10 protein-coding genes are annotated in these 17,673 nt (G+C 74.7%); 4 read left to right on the top strand and 6 right to left on the bottom strand.

Features of this window, described 5'->3' with window-relative positions:
- Positions 1 to 56: 56 nt before the first annotated feature.
- The 3 genes from trmB to ACFWEE_RS00040 all read right to left on the bottom strand — a co-directional run bounded on the left by trmB (position 57) and on the right by ACFWEE_RS00040 (position 4,061).
- Positions 57 to 1,019, bottom strand: a complete 963-nt coding sequence (trmB, locus tag ACFWEE_RS00050; protein WP_386885001.1) for a tRNA (guanosine(46)-N7)-methyltransferase TrmB — start codon at positions 1,017 to 1,019, stop codon at positions 57 to 59.
- The gene (locus ACFWEE_RS00045; RefSeq protein WP_386885000.1) at positions 1,012 to 2,382 is read right to left on the bottom strand and encodes an FAD-dependent oxidoreductase; all 1,371 of its coding nucleotides are present in this window, start codon (positions 2,380 to 2,382) and stop codon (positions 1,012 to 1,014) included. The genes trmB and ACFWEE_RS00045 overlap by 8 nt, the downstream gene beginning before the upstream one ends.
- A 131-nt stretch (positions 2,383 to 2,513) precedes the next feature.
- The gene (locus tag ACFWEE_RS00040; RefSeq protein ID WP_386884998.1) at positions 2,514 to 4,061 is read right to left on the bottom strand and encodes a sporulation protein; all 1,548 of its coding nucleotides are present in this window, start codon (positions 4,059 to 4,061) and stop codon (positions 2,514 to 2,516) included.
- A gap of 1,067 nt (positions 4,062 to 5,128) precedes the next feature.
- Between ACFWEE_RS00040 and ACFWEE_RS00035 the strand changes: the two genes are divergently transcribed.
- A complete protein-coding gene (locus ACFWEE_RS00035) occupies positions 5,129 to 7,270 on the top strand; it encodes an asparagine synthase-related protein (RefSeq protein ID WP_386884996.1) in 2,142 nt (713 codons plus the stop codon).
- Positions 7,271 to 7,405: 135 nt separating this feature from the next.
- Here the strand turns inward: ACFWEE_RS00035 and ACFWEE_RS00030 are convergent, their stop codons facing one another.
- Both ACFWEE_RS00030 and ACFWEE_RS00025 read right to left on the bottom strand, forming a co-directional pair.
- On the bottom strand, positions 7,406 to 9,616 hold the full coding sequence (locus ACFWEE_RS00030) for a sigma-70 family RNA polymerase sigma factor (protein WP_386884994.1): 2,211 nt from the start codon (positions 9,614 to 9,616) through the stop codon (positions 7,406 to 7,408).
- Between the two features lie 391 nt (positions 9,617 to 10,007).
- Positions 10,008 to 10,928: a TetR/AcrR family transcriptional regulator gene (locus tag ACFWEE_RS00025; RefSeq protein WP_386884993.1), complete on the bottom strand. Its 921-nt coding sequence runs from the start codon at positions 10,926 to 10,928 to the stop codon at positions 10,008 to 10,010.
- A gap of 343 nt (positions 10,929 to 11,271) precedes the next feature.
- On the opposite strand from ACFWEE_RS00025, the gene ACFWEE_RS00020 reads away from it, so the two are divergent.
- Positions 11,272 to 12,729, top strand: coding sequence for an NAD(P)/FAD-dependent oxidoreductase (locus ACFWEE_RS00020; protein ID WP_386884991.1), 1,458 nt, complete (start codon positions 11,272 to 11,274; stop codon positions 12,727 to 12,729).
- A 570-nt stretch (positions 12,730 to 13,299) separates the two neighbouring features.
- Positions 13,300 to 15,075 carry a SpoIIE family protein phosphatase gene (locus ACFWEE_RS00015; RefSeq protein WP_386884989.1) on the top strand — a complete coding sequence of 592 codons (1,776 nt, stop codon included), beginning with the start codon at positions 13,300 to 13,302 and terminating at the stop codon, positions 15,073 to 15,075.
- 56 nt (positions 15,076 to 15,131) lie between these two features.
- Here ACFWEE_RS00015 and ACFWEE_RS00010 read toward each other — a convergent pair whose 3' ends face one another.
- Positions 15,132 to 16,427, bottom strand: a complete 1,296-nt coding sequence (locus ACFWEE_RS00010) for an MFS transporter (protein WP_386885403.1) — start codon at positions 16,425 to 16,427, stop codon at positions 15,132 to 15,134.
- A 155-nt stretch (positions 16,428 to 16,582) separates the two neighbouring features.
- On the opposite strand from ACFWEE_RS00010, the gene ACFWEE_RS00005 reads away from it, so the two are divergent.
- The gene (locus tag ACFWEE_RS00005) at positions 16,583 to 17,137 is read left to right on the top strand and encodes a MarR family winged helix-turn-helix transcriptional regulator (protein ID WP_386884988.1); all 555 of its coding nucleotides are present in this window, start codon (positions 16,583 to 16,585) and stop codon (positions 17,135 to 17,137) included.
- The last annotated feature ends 536 nt before the right edge of the window (positions 17,138 to 17,673 follow it).

The following is a 17,673-nucleotide window of genomic DNA, read 5'->3' as shown; positions in this document are numbered from 1 at the left end:
GGGGCCGGGCGGGCTCCCGGCCCTCTCGGACCCCGGCCCTCTCGGACCCCGGCGAATCAGACCCTGGCGAACAGCAGGTCGTGGACGACATGGCCCTTGTCCAGGCCCTGCCCCTCGAACCGGGTCAGTGGCCGGAACGCGGGACGCGGGGCGTAGCCGCCGTCGGGCCGGGTGTTCTCGAACCGGGGGTGCGCGGTGAGCACCTCCAGCATCTGCTCCGCGTACGGCTCCCAGTCGGTCGCGCAGTGGATCACCGCGCCCGGCTTCATCCGCCCCGCCACCAGGTCCAGGAAGTCCGGCTGGATCAGCCGCCGCTTGTGGTGGCGGACCTTGGGCCACGGGTCGGGGAAGTACACCCGCAGGCCGTCGAGGGACTCCGGCTTCAGCATCTCGCGGAGCAGGATGATCGCATCGCCGTTGGCGACCCGCACGTTGGTCGAGCCGGCCTGGTCGGCGAGGCGCAGGAGGTTGCCCTGGCCCGGGGTGTGCACGTCGACGGCGAGGATGCCCGTGGCCGGGTCGTCCGCCGCCATCTGCGCGGTGGCCTCACCCATGCCGAACCCGATCTCCAGCACGACCGGCAGCCCGCCGAACATCTGGTCGAGGTCGAGCACGCTCAGGCCGTCGATGTCGAAGCCCCACTGCGGCCAGAGGCGTTCGAGCGCGTCCTGCTGGCCCACCGTGACCCGGCTGCGGCGCGGCTGGAAGCTGCGGATGCGGCGCTCGTGGTGCGAGCCGGCCGGGTCGGCGGCCGGGCCGCCGGGGAAGCGCGGCTCCTGGCGCAACCGGCGCTGCCGGTCGAAGGAGGCGGCCCGGCGGGCGGCGGCGTCGGCCGCTTCCGCGTCGGCCGTGTCCACGGCGGCCGTGTCCTCGGGGGTGCTCGCGGGGGCGTTCGCCGCCGCGTCCACGGCTGCGGCGTCCACAGCTGCGGCGTCCACGGCTGCGTTCATGGCGGGGGCCCCGGCGGTCTCGTCGTGCGCGCCGGGCTCCGTGCTGGGGTTCAGGGGCTGCTCAGACACAATGCCCCGATTCTACGGCGGGCGGACTCCACCCCGCCCCCTGCGCCTGAGCCAGCACCCGCCGGGCGATCTCCCGTCCCACCGGCAGCGCCGTGGCCAGTGCGGCGTCCGCGGGGGTGTGGAGCACGTGCACGGTGTGCGGGGCCTCACGGATCAGGAAGTCCTCGACCGGAGTGCCGTCGCCGTGCACCGCCTGGGCGCGCACGGCGGTGCGCGCCGGTCCCAGGTCCTCCTCGGTCACGTCGGGCAGCAGCCGCCGCAAGGAGGCCGCCACCACCGCCCCCGTCGAGCCCGCCCGGACCGCCCGGCCCGCCTGCCAGGGATGCCCGGGGTGCGCGTCCCGGGCGGTCCGCCCGATCACGTCCGTCCGCTCCGCCGGCACCACAGCACCGGCCCCGACGAGGCGCGCCCCGTCGCGGGCGTACCCCTCCGGCCGGCGCGCGGTCCGCCAGGAGGCGGGCCGGGTCAGCGCGGAGAGCAGTCCGCCGGGAGGGGCCGACGGTACGGGCCGCCCGGGCGCCGTCGCGCCGACCGGCCCCACGTGGACCGTGCCGTCGACGGACCGGACGACGCCCCGGACCAGCTGCGCCCCGAGGAACGGGTGCCCCGGGTGCGGCACCGGATGGACCACTCCGCGTACCAGCTCCGGTCTGCGCAGCTCGACGTACGTGTCCCGGACGGGTACGACGCGCACGCCGGGCTCGTCGCCCGCGAGCCGGGCCACCCGGTCGCTCCCGAGGCCCGCGGCGTTGACCAGGACCCGGGCGCGGACCACCGTCCCGTCCGCCGTGCGGGCGGCGACGCCCCAGGGCCGCCGGTCCACGGCGGTCACCCGGGCCGCGCACCGCACGACCGCCCCGGCGGCGGCGACCTCGCGCGCCAGCGCCGAGAGGACCCCGGCCGCGTCGCAGACGCCCGTGGTGGAGACCCGGATCGCCGCCTGACCGCGCACCCCGGGCTCGTACTCCGAGATCTGCGCCGGGCCCAGCTCGCGCACCGGCAGCCCGTGCTCCCGGCCGCGCTGCGCGAGGGCGTGCAGCCGGGGGAGCTCGGAGCGGTCGGTGGCCACGATCAGCTTCCCGGCGACGGTGTGGGCGATGCCGTGCCGGGCGCAGAACTCGGTCATCTCGCCGCCGCCGCGCGCGGCGAACCGGGCCGTGAGGGAGCTCCTGCGGTGGTGGACACCGCTGTGGATCAGCCCGCCGCCCGGTCCCGCGAGGTGTCCGGCGGGGTCGCGCGCCTCCTCCAGCACCGTGACCCGGGTGCCCGGCGCCGCGCGCGTGAGCGCGTACGCCGTCGCCAGACCGACGATCCCGCCGCCGATCACCAGCACGTCGCAGTCGTAGTCCGCGTGCGTCCTCATCACGCCACCTCCCACCCCGATAGTGCACTGACCCGCTGACAACCGGATCAAACCCCGGACGGGGCGGGGACGTGGCGCGGGTCGTGGCGGCCGGCGCGCGACGGGGCCGCGGGACGGCCCGCACCGGGCCGTCAGGCCGGGGCCACCAGCAGGGGCCGGGCCCGCTCGCGCAGCTCGGCGACGCGCGGTTCGTCCCCGTACGGTTCGAGGCGGTGCAGCAGATCGCGCACGTACTCGGTGGTCCGGGCGGACGAGATCCGCCCCGCGACCTCCACCGCGCGGGTCCCGGCGGCACAGGCGGCGTCGAGGTTGCCCGACTCCAGCTCGGCGACGGCCGAGACGACGAGCCGCAGCCCGTGCGAGCGGACGAACTCCTCGGTGGGCTTCGACAGCGCCAGCTCCGTGAACCTGCGCACCTGGCGGGGCGCCTTGAGGTCGCGGTAGCACTCGGCGGCGTCGGCGGCGAACCGGTCGTACGAGTAGAAGCCGAGCCACGAGGGATCGGCGTCCCCCGGCCTCGACCGCTCCAGCCAGCTCTCCGCACCGCGCAGCGCCGCCCCGGCCGCCGGGGCGTCCCCGGCCTTCGCGTGGGCGCGCGCCTCGACCAGCCGGAAGAAGCTCATCGTCCGGGCCGTCGCCAGACCCCGGTTGCGCTCGACCGCCGCCTGCGCGAGATCGACCCCCTCGTCGGCGAAGCCCCGGTACGTCGCCTGCAACGACATCGACGCCAGGACGTACCCGCCGAGCGGGACGTCGGCGGCGGCGCGGGCGAGCCGCAGCGCCTGGATGTAGTACCGCTGGGCGGCCTCCTGCTGGCCGGTGTCGAAGGCCATCCACCCGGCGAGACGCGTCAGTTCGGCGGAGGCGCCGAAGAGCGCACGCCCCACCTCGTCGCTGTACGAACCGAGCAGCAGCGGCGCCGCGTCCACCCGTAAGCACTCCGGAACCATCGACGAACGCCAGTCCCCGCCGCCGTACTTGGAGTCCCAGCGGCGCGCGTCCTGGGCCGCCTCGCGCAGTTTGGCGACGTCACTGTGGCCGACCCGCAGCGGCGAGGCGTCCGCCACGGACTCGGGGCCCGGCTGCACCGGGACCGTCCCGTGTCCGCCGGGCAGCGGCGGACCGCCCGTCGCCGGGCCCGCCGCGGGCGCCGGACGGGCCGCCGACGCGCCGCCGAGGAGCGCGGTGCGCGCCGCCGCCGGGTCCCGGGCGACCGAGGGGTCGGCAGGGGTTATCAGCCAGCGCGAGGCGGGCGTCGCGTAGGCGCTCACCGAGAAGGATCCCGCCAGCGACTGCCAGATGCCACCGCTGCCGCCGCGGCGCCCGGCGAGGTCCAGGCGGTACAGCTCCGTGGCGGAGCGCACCGCCTCGCCCACGTCGCGCGGGAAGGCGAGGCCGACCTCGGGCGCCGGGTCGGCGTCGGCGAGACCGATCTCGTGCAGCGGGACCGGCCGGCCCAGCTTGGCCCCGATCGCGGCGGCGATGAGATGCGGCGCCGCGCCCTGCGGCACCATGCCCTTGGCGACCCACCGGGCCACCGAGGTCTTGTCGTAGCGAAGTGTCAGCCCGCGCTGTGCTCCGAGGTCGTTGACCCGCCGGGCGAGCCCGGCGTTGCTGATTCCCGCGAGGGCGAGAACCGTGCCGAGCTTCTCGTTCGGCCCGCGTTGCTCCCTGGACATGCGCCACCCCTCGACACACAGACAGCCGCCGCGTCACCGGGGGCGGCGCGCGGCATTCGTACCGGGATCTCCTCGCGGCGGACTGCCGGAGGCCGGGCGCACACGCATGTGGCCGAGCCCCGAGGAATATGCCGCCGTGCTGAGACCATCGGTAAACCCAGCGTAGTTCTCCGCATCCCTACCGTTAAGGGGCATGGGTTCGGATGGCGGGAATGTGGCCCGCGCCGGGGGTCGTGCGGGTGCCGCCCGGGTGGCCCGAGGGGGCGGGGGAGGGGGCCGGATGTGCCCCGGCCGTGTGGCCGTGCGCCCGGCCGTGCGCTCTCGCCGGGGAGCTGTCGAAGCGCTTCCATGGACCCTGCGTGGGTCGGCCCGCCGCACTGGACTCGGCGGGCTGGGGGACACTGCCGCCCCATTCCCCGCGGGCGGCGGACCGGCCCGGGAGGTGCGCGCCATCTCCCGGGCCGAGCGCCGGACGGAGCCCCCGGGGGCCGGCCGCCGGGCGTGGGGGACGCCGGAGCCTTCGGGGCGCGCGCCGGGAACGCGCGCCGGACCGGAGTGCGGGACCGGGGCGCGGGGTGGCGGAACGGGGGTGCGGGCACGGGGTGGTACCGACGTCCCGTCCGGGAAGAATGGCTGATTATCGACGGTCGTCGATCCGCCGGAATCCACCGCGAGAGCGCTCCTCGGGTGGCTGGAATGCGCCTGAGGGTACGGCTCCGGAACCGCCTCGGCGATCCGGTGGAGGGCGCCCGCGGGGGCGCGCGGGGGCGTGAGGCCGCGCGAGGGCGGGTGCGGGTGCGGTACGGGGGTGTGGGCGGGTGCGCTGCGTGGGGCGTCGGCGGTCGCGCCGCGACCTCCGGCTCCAACAAGCGGAATATGTAGTTCCGTTGATGGGAGCGGCCCCGCCCGGGTCCTGCCCGAGACCCCCGGCTCATGCCAGGGGCGCATGCTCTTCCGGCGTGCGCCGCGCGTACCCCCTCCCGGTCGTCGCACTCGTGGCAGCATGTCCCGCAGCGGCGTTTCCACGGACCATGTGCGCCGTCAGTCCACAGCCTGTGGAGGCGGCGATGCGTTGGTTGGTGGGGTGGAGCAGTATCGCCGCGAGCTTCGGCACGGTCGGCGGGGTCAGCGCGGGCGGCGAGGGGCGCACGGTCCATCCGGTGGGCTCCCAACTCCTGTGGGGAGATCCCGATCCGCTGTGGGCGGTCGGCGACTGGCGTCCCGACGAGATCCGGCTCGTCGACGCCGCGACCACGGTCGGCGCACCCACCACGCGGCTCGCGGTACTCGGCTGCTGCGGGGCGACCGACGAGCAACTGCGCGTCGGACTCCTCTCCGCGCGCGGCGGCGCCCTGCGCCATCTCACAGCCTGGCCCGGCAGTTACACGGTCGTCGTGCAGATAGGACGCCGCATCACCGTCGCCGGGGACCTCGCCGGTGCCCGGCCCGTCTTCCACACCCCGTGGGCCGGCGGCACCGCGTACGCCACCGCCGCGCTGCCGCTCGCCGACCTCATCGAGGCCCAGCTCGACATCGGCCACCTGGCCGCCCTGCTCGCCTGCCCCGATACCCCGGAGGCCCTCGGCGACGGCACCCCGTACGCCGGTGTGAAGCGCATCCCGCCCGGCCACGCCCTCATCCTCCGGGAGGGCTCCCGCGAGATCACCGGGTACGAACCCGTCGCCTCCCTCGCCGTCGCCGCCCCGCAGGCCGACCCCGTCCACGCGGTGGAAGGCGTACGGGACGCCCTCGTCGAAGCCGTACGCGCCCGGCTCACCGCCCCCCGCCACGCCCCGGAGACCGGGCCGCAGGACCCCGGGCCCGTACCCGGCATGGGGCCCGCCGACCGCCGCGCCGCCCGGGGCCGGGGACCGGTCCCCGGCATCGGGGCCGACCTCTCCGGCGGCAGCGCCTCCGCGACCCTCGCCCTCCTCGCCGCCGGACTGCCCGGCCTCCCCGGTACGGTCCTCGGCCACGGCACCGGTGCGGGGGAGCGGCTCCTCGCCGTCACCTTCAACGACCTCACCACGCGCGGCGACGAGGACGAACTCGCCCGCGCCCGCGCCATCGCCGCCAACCCGCGCCTGCACCACGTGGTGGTCCCCGCGGGCGAGGAAGCCCTCCCCTACGCGGACCTCTCGGTGGAGAACGCGGTGATCACCGACGAACCGGCGCCCTCCCTCGTCGTCGCCGAACGCCACCGCCGCCGGCTCGCCGCGGGCAGCGCGGACCACCTGGTCGGGTACGGCGCCCGGCAGGTGCTCGACGCCCACCCGGCCCGCCTCGCCGACCTCCTCATGGACCGCCGCCGCCGCGACCTGATGAGACCCGTCGCGGCGCTCACCCGGGCCGAAGGCGCCCTCGCGCACTCGCTGTTCGTCCCGCTCGCGGTCTACCGGGCCGCCCGCCGACTGGCCCGCACCTCCTACCGCACCGGCCTGGAGACGGCCGCCGGACTGCTGCCCGAGGCCAATCGGTACCCCGCCGGCCCCGACGGACCCGGCAGTGGCAGCACCCCCGCCGACGCCTCACTGGCCGCCCTCACCTGGTCCCGGCCCGGACCCGCCGCGCGCTGGCTCACCGGGGAGGCGCTCGCCCAGGTGGCGGTCCGGCTCCAGGAAGCGGCGATCCGCCCCACCACCGCGCAACGCCCGGGCCAGGCCAGGGCGGGCGCAGCCCTCGCCCGTGCCGCCGCCGGCCACCGCATCCTGGAACAGGCCGCCGACATCCGCAGCCAGCGACTGCACGCGCCCTTCCTCGACAACCAGGTCGTCCGGGCGGCCCGCGCCCTGCCCGAGTCGCTCCGGGTCCAGCCGGGCGCGCGCGCCGCGATTCTGCGCCGGGTCCTGTCCGGCGCGGGCATCCACGAACTGCCCACCGGCTGGGGTGCCCCGTCGGTGGCGCGGTCGACGGAGGCGAACCGCACCGGACTCCGCCTGGCGCTCCCCGAGTTGATGGACCTGTTCGACGCCCCGCTGCTCGCCGACGCCGGACTGATCGAGGCCCGCGTGGTCCGCAAGGCGCTGCGCGCCGCCGCCGGCGGGGAACCGCTGCCGCTCGACGGGCTCGCGGACCTCGCCTCCACGGAACTCTGGCTCCGCCGCCTGCTGAGCCGCCGGGGCACCTGCTGGACCGGGACGGCGGCACCGCGCAGCCGGGCCGTCGCGGGAGGCGTCCTCCCGGTCGCGCGCCGCTCGCTCCAGGCGTGAGCGCCGCTGGCTGGGCCGGGGGAGGGCTCTCGGGCGGCGGGGTCGCGTGAGCGGTGCCGTAAGCGGTTCCTCGTGGGTGGCGGTGCGCGCGTAGGCGGGGCCGTGTGAGTGGCGGTGCGCGTGAGCGGTGTCCCGCTACCGGCAGGTGAACCGGGAATCGGCCCAGTCGGCCATGGTCACCCCGCCGAACGGCCGCGCGGACTCGACGACCAGGCGCACCGCCGTCAGCCCGTCCAGCGCAACGCTCACCGGTACGGCGGGGGAGCCCGCCCGCACGGTCCCGGAGGTCCACAGCACCGCGCCCCCGCCGTCTCCGTCCTCACCGCCTTCGCCGCTGAGGACGGAGAAGCGCACCGCGCCCAGGCCGAGCGCCAGGTCGTCGATGCCGGCCATCGCCTCGTAACGGGTGCAGCGCCCGTCCAGCCGGACGACCACCGACGAATGGCCGCTCACCGTCACGCCGTGCGCGTACGGGGTGGAGGCGATCGACAGATTCCCGCGCTGCCAGATCGGGCTGCTCCCGCGCAGCTCCACCGCCGGCCCGGACCCGTCGTCCAGGAGGTCGTAGCGCAGCTCGCTGAACCGGTAGACCTCGGGTGCGGGCGCCTTCGGTGCGGGCTCCTCGGTGGGAGGGGGGGAGGGCTCCGGAGCGGGAGGCTCCTCGGCGGGCGGCGTGGGCGACGGCGTACGCGGAGCGGGCGCGGCCGGGGGCGAGGGCCTCGGGGCGGGCGGGGACGGCGAGGGAGTCGGCGCGGCCGTCGGGGACGGCTCCGGCGTGACGGCCGGCGAGGGCGCTGGGGGCGGTGGCGTCGGAGCGGGCGGCTCGGGGGAAGGCGCGACGGACGGGACCGAGGCCACCGCCACCGGGGGCTTCGCCACCGGCTCCGGCTGGTCGTCGCCGGCCAGGGCCCACACCAGTCCGGCTGCCGCCGCGATGGCCACCGTGGCCGCGACGCCCACCTTGACGGGCGCGCCGAGCCCCTCCGCCGCAGCGCCTCCGGCCGCCGAGCCACCACCGGTGCCGCCCGCCGCCGCGCCGCCCGCCGAGGCCGCGCCGGTGGCTGCGCCCGTGGCCGTGCCGGTGGCCGCCGTGCCGGTCCCGGTCGCGGCGGCTGCCGCCCCGGCTCCGGCGAGGCCCAGCGTGCCGCCCGCCACGACCCCCGCCGCCTTGAGCGAGTACGCGGCGGCGAACCAGCCGATGACGGCGATCGGCAGCAGCGCGGGAATCCCCGCGTTGACCTGCTGCAACTCACCCGCCGCCAAGCGGCACTTGGCGCACTCGTCCAGGTGCTTGCGGAGTCCGCGCTCCGCCCGCGTCCGCAGCCCGCCCCGCGCGTACGCGCCGAGCCGGTCGGCGTACCGCGCGCAGTCCCCGCCCGCCACCAGGGCCTGGCTGACGTGCGCCTGGAGGTAGGCCTGCTTCAGCCCCTCCCGGGCCCGGCCGGCGAGCACCGCGGTGGCGTTGGCGGACAGCCCGAAGAGCGGGGCGATCTCGCTCGGCGATTCCTCCTCCACGGTGGTGTGCCAGAGCACGGCCTGCCAGCGCTCCGGCAGACTGCGGAACGCCTGCAGGGCCATGGACTGCTCGGCCTCGTGCATCGCGCGGACGTCGGCGCCCAGGTCGAGGGTGTCGTCGTCGGACAGCTCGGAGGTACGCGCCGCCCCGGCGGCGAACACCGCGAAGTCGTCGACCAGATGCTCGCGCTTCGCGCTCTTCGTCCAGGCGGCGGCGACGTGCCGGACCGCCGTCATCAGATAGGCGCGGACAGCTTCTTCGGGCCCCTTCCCGCCACGTACCGCCTGAAGGGTCCGGGTGAACACCTCGGCCGTCAGGTCGTCCGCGGTGTGCGCGTCCCGGCAGCAGCTGCGCGCGTAGCGTCGGACGGCGCCGGAGTGGCGCCTGAACAACTCCTCGTACGCCCGGTCGTCACCGGACCGCATGCCCCTGATCAGCTCGGCGTCCGAGACGGTGAGCCCGGTCGCGGCACCCCGCCCCGTGCGCTGCGAGGGTACGGACCAGGGGCCGGGCAGCACCGTGCCGCCACCGCCACCGCTCTCCGCCGGAGCTTCCCCACCGTGCTCCGGCAGAACTGACGCGCCCGGTGCTCCCGGCTCCCGCCGTACGCCCGGCTCGCCCGCGTCGGGAGTTCCCGTCACCGACGGGCCGTCGACCGACGGGCTGGTCCCCGACGGGCCCGCTCCCGGTGAGCCGCTGCCGGACAGCCTGTCCTTGTCGCCCTGCGGGGGGACCTGGGCCCGGCGTGGCGAGGGGACCGTCCCTTCCTCGGCGCCGCCCTCGGCCGAGACGCCGTCGAGCGGCTCCTCCCGCGTGCCGTCACCGCTCATCGCGGAAGCCCCCGTACCTGGCGTGAACCCGATTCCGGGCAACACTGCCACACGGCCCTTGCGCAGCGCGCTGGTTCAGCCCCACCTTCCACTCGTCCGGGGTGTCCGACCGAATGGAAGCGCGAGAGGTCATCCGAACGGGACGGGCCCGTCTCCGGCCGGCCGGAGACCTCCGCAGGCCGTCACCCGCACCCGTCGGCTCAGCTCACCCGCAGGCTGGCGCACCGGCTCACCGACAGGCCGGGCGCACCCAGGCAGGCCGGTTCACCAAGGAGCCAGGCTCACCGGCAGGCCGCGTCACCGCCTCACCGGCGGACCGGCGCACTGGCGGACTGGCGCACCGGCCCACCGGACCGCTTCCTCTCCCTCACGCTTCCGCTCACCGTCACTTTCACGCGGGCCGCGAACGCAGTCCTTCCAGCAGGATGTCGAGCAGCCGTGCCGAGGCGGCGGACTGCTGGGCCGGGTCCGGCAGAGAGGGTGCGGAGGTGGCGATCACCAACAGGACGTCGGCCACCGTCACATCGGCGCGCAGCTCACCGGATTCCCTGGCCCGCTCCACGAGTCTGCCCACGACGTCGAGCAATTCGCCCGTACCCGAGCTCTCTTCGTCCGCCGGTCCTTCCGTGTGCCGCGGCGCCGGGCGGAGCTCCGCCGAGGCGGCGAACTGCCGCTGCTGCGGAACCCGCGTCCCGTCCCCACCGTCCCCGGCGGCTCGGAGCACCTCTTCGTCCTTCGAAGAGGCCTCGACGCGCAGCACCTGCGGCGGCAGCAGCCTGCCCGCTCCGGACGCCACCGACGTCCGGAGGAAACGGGAGAGCGCGGACCAGGCCTCGTCCTCCTGGCCGAGCGCGGCGCGTGCCTGCTCCGTCAGCCGAGCCGTCTCGGCCTCGGCTATTCGCCGTACCAGGACGTCCTTGCTGGGGAACCGGCGGTAGACGGTCCCCACGCCGACCCGTGCGCGGCGGGCCACGTCCTCCATCGGGGCGCCGTAACCCAGTTCACCGAAGACCTCCCGCGCCGCGCGCAGGACGTGCTCCAGATTCCGCTGCGCGTCCACGCGGAGCGGCGCCGAACGAGCCGGCGTCCCCACGGCGGAACCAACCGGCGGACCGGTCACCGGCCCTGCCGTCGGCACGGCGGCCGAACCGATCGACGCGACGACTCCGCCGGTCGTCCCCGGGCCGGAGTCCGCTCCGCCGGCCGGGCGGGACGACTCGACGACGGCGAGCCCTCCCGATGTGCTGAGCCGTGCGACGGCCTCGGCCGAGGTCGGGACGGCAACGTGCCCATGCGAATCCTGAATGTGCATGACTTCCCCCGGTTATGACGTCTCCCCCCGGAGACTTCCCCACCATGTGGACCGGAGAAGAGGAGTGTCGAACTTCCCCATCCCCCACCCCGATCGGCTACGAACATAGTTGAGCGGGGGGCAATTCAGAAGGGGCAGTTCCGCACGGAGCGCCCCTCGATCGGAGCAAGGACCCGATCGTTCCTGTTTCCGCCCTTGCGCGCGCCCCCTCCTCCCCCGCCTGACCTGCGGGACTGCCCCCTCATACCTGACGGGTCGTGAGCCCGCGCGCCGGAGCTTGGCGGTCACACAATTTGCGGGGCCTGTGGACAAACTCGCGACTCCGGTGCGTCATGGGGTGGTGATGGCTCCAGAATCCCGGGGAACGGCCCCCGGCAGCAGGCCAGGTGTGCGCATTCTCGTCGTGGGCGGGGGCTACGTCGGGATGTATACGGCGCTGCGCCTCCAGAGGAAGCTGAAGCGCGGGCTGAGGAGCGGCGAGGTCGAGATCCTGGTCGTCACGCCCGACCCCTACATGACGTACCAGCCGTTCCTCCCCGAAGCGGCGGCCGGTTCCCTCTCGCCCCGGCACGTCGTCGTACCCCTCCGCCGCGTCCTGGGACGATGCCGCATCGTCATCGGCGAGGTCCACCGCATCGACCACGCGGAGCGGACCGCCACCGTGACCACCCTCGCCACCGGGAGGCACGGCGACGGTGCGGTCGAGATGCCGTACGACGAGCTGATCCTCGCCCCCGGCTCCGTCGCGCGGACGCTCCCGGTCCCCGGGCTCGCCGAGTCCGGCATCGGTTTCCGGACGGTGGAGGAGGCCATCGGGCTGCGCAACCACGTCATCGAGCAGATGGACATCGCCTCGGCCACTCGCGATCCGGCCCTCCGCGAAGCGGCGCTCACCTTCGTCTTCGTCGGCGGCGGGTACGCCGGGGTGGAAGCACTCGCCGAACTCGAGGACATGGCCCGCTACGCCGCGCGGTACTACCACAACATCCGGCCCGACGACCTGAGATGGATTCTCGTCGAGGCGACCGGGCGCATCCTCCCGGAGGTCGGTGAGGCCATGAGCACGTACGCCGTGCGGGAGTTGCGCGGACGCAACGTCGACGTACGTCTCGACACCCGTCTGGAGTCCTGCGAGGACCGCGTCGCCGTGCTGAGCGACGGCTCCCGCTTTCCCACCCGCACGCTCGTCTGGACGGCCGGGGTGAAACCCGCGCCGCTCGTCGCCGCCACCGGCTTTCCGGTCACCGAACGGGGCCGGCTGCGCTGCACCGCCGACCTCAGGATCGCCGGTACCCGGCACGCCTGGGCCGCGGGCGACGCGGCGGCGGTCCCCGACGCGACGGTGCCGGACCCGGACGCCGTGACCGCGCCCAACGCCCAGCACGCCGTCCGCCAGGCGAAGGTCCTGGCGGGCAACGTCGTCGCCGCTCTCGAAGGGCGCCCGCTCACCGACTACCGGCACGCGTACGCCGGCTCGGTGGCCTCCCTCGGCCTGCACCGGGGGGTCGCCCACGTCTTCGGGCGGAGGCTGAAGGGCTATCCGGCCTGGTTCCTGCACCGGGCGTACCACCTCAGCCGCGTACCGACCTTCAACCGGAAGGCGCGCGTCCTTGCCGAATGGATCCTGTCCGGGCTCTTCACCCGCGAGATCGTCTCCCTCGGGTCGCTGGAGCATCCCCGCGCGGAGTTCGAGCTGGCGGCCGGGGGTGCGGGCCCCCACCGCACCCCGCCTCCCCGCAGGCCCTCCGGCACCGGCGACGCACCCCACGAGCCCCACGAGCCCCACGAGCCGCCGGGCTGACCGCCCGCCCCCGACGTACGGGGCCACCCGCCGTCCCCCGTTCCGGGGAGGCGTGAGATCCCGTCGTACCGATGCCGGACGGGCGCCCTACCGCACCGGTACGAACACGAGCCCGCCCCCTGTGCGGCCCGGGAACGCCCGAGGCAGGCGCATGCGTCACCCCGTCCGGAAGCTCCGGGCGGACGGACGTGCCGCGGACCCGTACCGACGGCCGAATGACGACTGTCAGTACGCTCCGTCACACTGGACGTGTGACCATAGGTACGTCCACATCTGCACAGAGTGACCCGGTCGACCGCGACCAGAGGTGAACGCCGACCTGACCCCCGGCGGCCACCGACGCGGCCACCGGTGAACCGCGACGCCGCATCGACAGCACGATCAGGCCCTGCCGTGATTCCCCGGGCCGCGTCCCCGCCTGACCCCGGCCGAGGACGCGGAACCGGTCGCGGCGGACGTGAGAGCACCGGCGCACCGCCGCGCGGCCCACGACGTGGCGGACGCGGAGCAGAGACGCAGCAGAAGCAGCCAGCCCGAGCGGACCAGACCGACACACGAGGCCAGAGATACGTGAACTTCACGCGCTGGAGCGCCCGCTTTCCCGGAACGCAGCGTCGCGCCGCCGCCCGGGACGACCGCGGTTCCGTCCCCGCCGCCCGGGCCGAGTACGCGCGGTCACAGGGCCCCGCCGCGCCGGCGGACGCCGCCGTGACGCAGACCCCCGACGAGCCGTCGCCCACCGGCCCGCCGCAGGGACCCGACGCCCCGTCCGGCGCTCCGTCCGGCGGCACCCCCGCCGGTGCGTCCGACGCCGTGCCGGTCCTCGACGACCTGCCCGCCCGCGAGATCCTCGGCCGGCTCCCCGCGCCCGTGGCGCTGTTCCAGGGCCCCGACCACCGGGTGGCGTACGTCAACGCCGCCTACGAGACGGCCTTCGGCCCCCGCACGTGCGGAACGGCCGCGGCCGAGGCCATGCCCGAGCTGGCCGAACTCAGCGTGCTGCCCCTGATGGACCAGGTCCTGCGCAGCGGAACCCCGCGCACGGTCAAGTCGCGCCGGACGCTCGGCGGCGCCTCGTACACCGTGACCTGCACCCCCGTCGCCCCCTGGGGCACCGACGGCACCGACGGCACCGAGGCCGCGGACGGCGGGACGCGCGGCGGGGTGCTGGTGCACGCCGCCGACGTCACCGACCACGCCGAAGCCGCCGAGCGCCTCCGCACCAGCGAGCGCCGCCACCGCGAGATGGCCGTCACCCTCCAGCGCTCGCTGCTTCCGCAGGAGCTGGAGCAGCCGGACGACCTCAGGATCGCCGCGACCTACCAGCCCGGCGGCACGGACGCGGCGGTCGGCGGCGACTGGTACGACGTCATCACCCTCGGCGCCGGCCGTACAGCCCTCGTCATCGGCGACGTGATGGGCCGCGGGGTCCGCGCCGCCGCCGTCATGGGCCAGCTGCGCACGGCGGTGCGCGCGTACGCCCGCCTCGACCTGCCCCCGCACGAGGTGCTCCAACTGCTCGACGGTCTGGCCGCCGAGATCGACGCCACCCAGATCGCCACCTGCGTCTACGCGGTGCACGACCCCAACGAGGGCCACCTCGTCTTCGCCTCCGCCGGGCACCTGCCGATCCTCGTGTCCGACGAGGACGGGACCGTGCGCGTGGCCGAGGACCCGACCGGTCCCCCGCTCGGTACCGGCGGCTGGATCCACACCTCCGGCACGATCGCGCTGCCGCCCGGCTCGACCGCCGTCCTCTACACGGACGGCCTGGTGGAGCGCCGCAGCGAGGACATCGACGAGGGGGTGGCCGCGCTCGGCCGGGCGCTGTCCGGTGCGAAGGGATCGCCGCAGGTCGTCTGCGACCGGCTGATCCGCTCCCTCGGGGTGACCGCCGAGCACGACGACGACGTGGCGGTCCTGGTGGTCCAGCATCCCGCCCGCAAGGGCGCGGACGCGGAGCTGTTCCACAACGCCTCGCTCGACCTGCTCGGGGGAGTGGAGGCGGCGCCGCGCGCCCGCGCCTTCGCCACCGGGGTGCTGACCTCCTGGCGCTTCCCGGACGAGCTGCGCGACCGCGGGGTGCTCGCCGCGAGCGAGCTGGTCGCCAACTCGCTCCAGCACGGCACCCCGCCGACGCGCCTGGGACTGCGGCGCACCGACCGGCGGCTGATCATCGAGGTGACGGACGGGGACGACCACCTGCCGCGCCGCCGGAGAGCGGAGCCCGGGGACGAGTCGGGGCGCGGCATCGCGATCGTCGCCGCGGTCGCCACGTCCTGGGGGAGCCGCCGCACCCCCGGTGGGGGCAAGGCCGTCTGGTGCGAGTTCGCGCTGCCCCGATGACGGCCGCGGACCCGCCTCCCCGGGACGTCCGCGCCTCTCCGTACGGCCGGGCTCCGTCAGACGGTCGCGGCCGGTACGGGAACGGCGCTCTCCGGCACGGACACCGCGACCACCCGTGAGTGCACGGCGAGCGAGGGCTGGTCCTGCACGGCGGTGAGCCGTCGGCCCAGCCGCAGCGCCAGCACCGTGATTCCGAGCGACACCACGACGAACGTCACGATGTACGGGGCGTGCAGCGAGGCCCCCATCGGACCGCCGACGGCAGGTCCGACCGCCAGCGCGAGCTGCTTGCAGAGGGCGAAAGCCGAGTTGTACTGCCCGACCATCGACTCCGGGGCCAGGTCGGCGACCAGCGGGGCGACGGTCGGCGACAGCATCGACTCGCCGAGGCCGAAGAGGGCGTACGTCGAGATCATCGCGGCCGTCGCCATCGTCTGGCTGCCATGCCCGAGGCCCGCGTAACCGGCCACGACCCAGGCGAAGGCCCAGATCAGGCCGACTCCGGCGATCACGCGGCTGCGCTTGCGCCGCTCCACCAGCCGCAGCACGACGAACTGCGCGACGACGATGGCGGCCGTGTTCGCGGCCAGCGCCAGCCCCAGCGTCGACGGCTCGATGCCGGCCGCCTCGGTGCCGTACGCAGCGAGCCCCGACTCGAACTGGCCGTAGCAGGCGAAGAACACCACGAAGCCCAGGACACAGAGCTGGACCATGGCCCGGTGCGACACCATCGCCCGCAGCCCGCCCGGTCCGGCGGCGGTACGGACCCCGTCGACGGAACGGGACACCGCGGGGACGTGGGGCAGCCGCACGGTGCTCACGACGGCGCCGAGCACCAGGAACATGACGGCCTCGACCACGAACAGCAGGGTGAACGTACCCGGCCGGTCCGTGTCGACGATCTGCCCACCGACCAGCCCGCCGATGCCCATGCCCAGGTTCTGCAGGAAGAACTGCATGGCGAAGGCGCGGGTACGGGTCGTGCTGGTGGACGAGCGGACGAGCAGGGTGGCCAGCGCCGGCTGCATCACGGCGGCACCCGCGCCGAGCACGGCGGCCGACAGCACCGCCGTCGTCACCCCGCCCGCGAAGCCGAGCGACGCGACACCGGCCGACGCCACGACCGAGGCGCCCATGAGCACCGGAAGCGGACCGCGCCGGTCGATGACCCGTCCGGTGAACGGAAGGACGACCAGTGCCGCCATGGCGAAGACCGCCAGCACGACTCCCGCCGTACCGGCTCCCAGACCCCGTACCTGCGCCACGTAGACGTACAGATACGGAACGGTGAACCCCGTGCCGAACGCGCTCAGCGCGCTCCCCAGCTGGATCCGCCGCAGCGCTGCGCCCATCTCCCTGGTCACACTCACCTACCCCACGATCACGGGGCAGCAGAGTCTGCCCCCGAACTACACAGACTCGAAGACTTTAACACTAAAGTTAGAACTTCAACAATGAACCTCGAAGGACTTCGAAGGGTGTGGACTTGCGTGCGATACTGCCCGCCATGTCCGAAACCACCGAGCTGGATCCCGACGAGCCGAGCCTCGACGAGCAGATCGCTGCCTACCAGCGCGAATTCAGCGACCTGGACCCGCAGGTCGAGCAGGTCGTCTCCGCCCTGGGCCGGCTCAACCGCCGGATGAACGTCGCGTACGGCAGACAGCTCGCGGCCCTGGGCATCAGCAACGCCGAGTGGGAGGTCCTCAAGACCCTCGTGCTCGTCGGCAGCCCCTACCGCCTCGGCCCGGGCGAGCTCGCCAAGCGCCTCGGGCTCACCCCCGCCGCCATGACGCACCGCATCGACCGCATGGCGGCCGAGGGCCTCGTCACCCGCGACCGGGACGAGAACAACCGGGTACGCGTCATCGTGGAGGTCACCGACGAGGGCCGTGCGAAGTGGCTGGAGGCGATGCGCATGGCGACCGTCTTCGAGGAGGACGTCCTCCAGGACCTCTCCGGTGACGAACGCGGAGTCCTCAGCGATCTCCTGATCCGACTGCTGCGCCGGGTGGAGGACACCCAGCCGGACGCGGACGGCCGGCTCACCGACCTCTCCTGAGCCTGCCGGGGAGCCCTCCGGGACGCGCCGTGGCGGTGCTGTCGCCGAGCCTGCGCGGCTCCGTCGAGTCTTCGCGGGCCGGGGTTGACACGGCACCCCCCGATCCGTAAAGTTCTCCGAGTTGTCAAGGGGCCGGAAGGTTCCGGGGCAGCCGATCCCGCCGCGGACAGCGGCAACCAAACTCTGTACGAACTCCCACTCGGGATAATTTCGGCATGCCGGAATTCATTTCGAAGGCCCGATTATGAGCCGCCGGGAGGAACCGCTAGAGTTTGGGACGTCGGAAGGGCCCGCAACGGCCCGGAGGACAAGCCCGCTGACTGGGAATCAGGCCCGAAAGGATCTGATAGAGTCGGACTCGCCGGAAAGGGAAACGCGAAAGCGAAGAACTGGAAAGCGAAAACCGCTTGACCCGCTTCGACCGGGAATCGGACACGAAACAGTCTGATAGAGTCGGAAACGCAAGAACGAAGGGAAGCGCCCGGAGGGCCCCGGTGAAACGGGACCGAAGGAAGCGTCCGTTCCTTGAGAACTCA

The organism is Streptomyces sp. NPDC060184 (assembly GCF_042728795.1).
Classification (GTDB): domain Bacteria; phylum Actinomycetota; class Actinomycetes; order Streptomycetales; family Streptomycetaceae; genus Streptomyces.
Note: the sequence above shows the minus strand (reverse complement) of the source record. Positions and strands in the feature narration are given on the sequence as shown.

What these genes read in the sequence shown, in the direction of transcription:
- ACFWEE_RS00045 (WP_386885000.1), bottom strand. Translation starts at nt 2,382, where the DNA reads ATGAGGACGCACGCGGACTACGACTGCGACGTGCTGGTGATCGGCGGC.
- ACFWEE_RS00005 (WP_386884988.1), top strand. Translation starts at nt 16,583, where the DNA reads ATGTCCGAAACCACCGAGCTGGATCCCGACGAGCCGAGCCTCGACGAG.
- ACFWEE_RS00020 (WP_386884991.1), top strand. Translation starts at nt 11,272, where the DNA reads ATGGCTCCAGAATCCCGGGGAACGGCCCCCGGCAGCAGGCCAGGTGTG.
- ACFWEE_RS00030 (WP_386884994.1), bottom strand. Translation starts at nt 9,616, where the DNA reads ATGAGCGGTGACGGCACGCGGGAGGAGCCGCTCGACGGCGTCTCGGCC.
- ACFWEE_RS00010 (WP_386885403.1), bottom strand. Translation starts at nt 16,427, where the DNA reads ATGGGCGCAGCGCTGCGGCGGATCCAGCTGGGGAGCGCGCTGAGCGCG.
- ACFWEE_RS00025 (WP_386884993.1), bottom strand. Translation starts at nt 10,928, where the DNA reads ATGCACATTCAGGATTCGCATGGGCACGTTGCCGTCCCGACCTCGGCC.
- ACFWEE_RS00035 (WP_386884996.1), top strand. Translation starts at nt 5,129, where the DNA reads ATGCGTTGGTTGGTGGGGTGGAGCAGTATCGCCGCGAGCTTCGGCACG.
- ACFWEE_RS00040 (WP_386884998.1), bottom strand. Translation starts at nt 4,061, where the DNA reads ATGTCCAGGGAGCAACGCGGGCCGAACGAGAAGCTCGGCACGGTTCTC.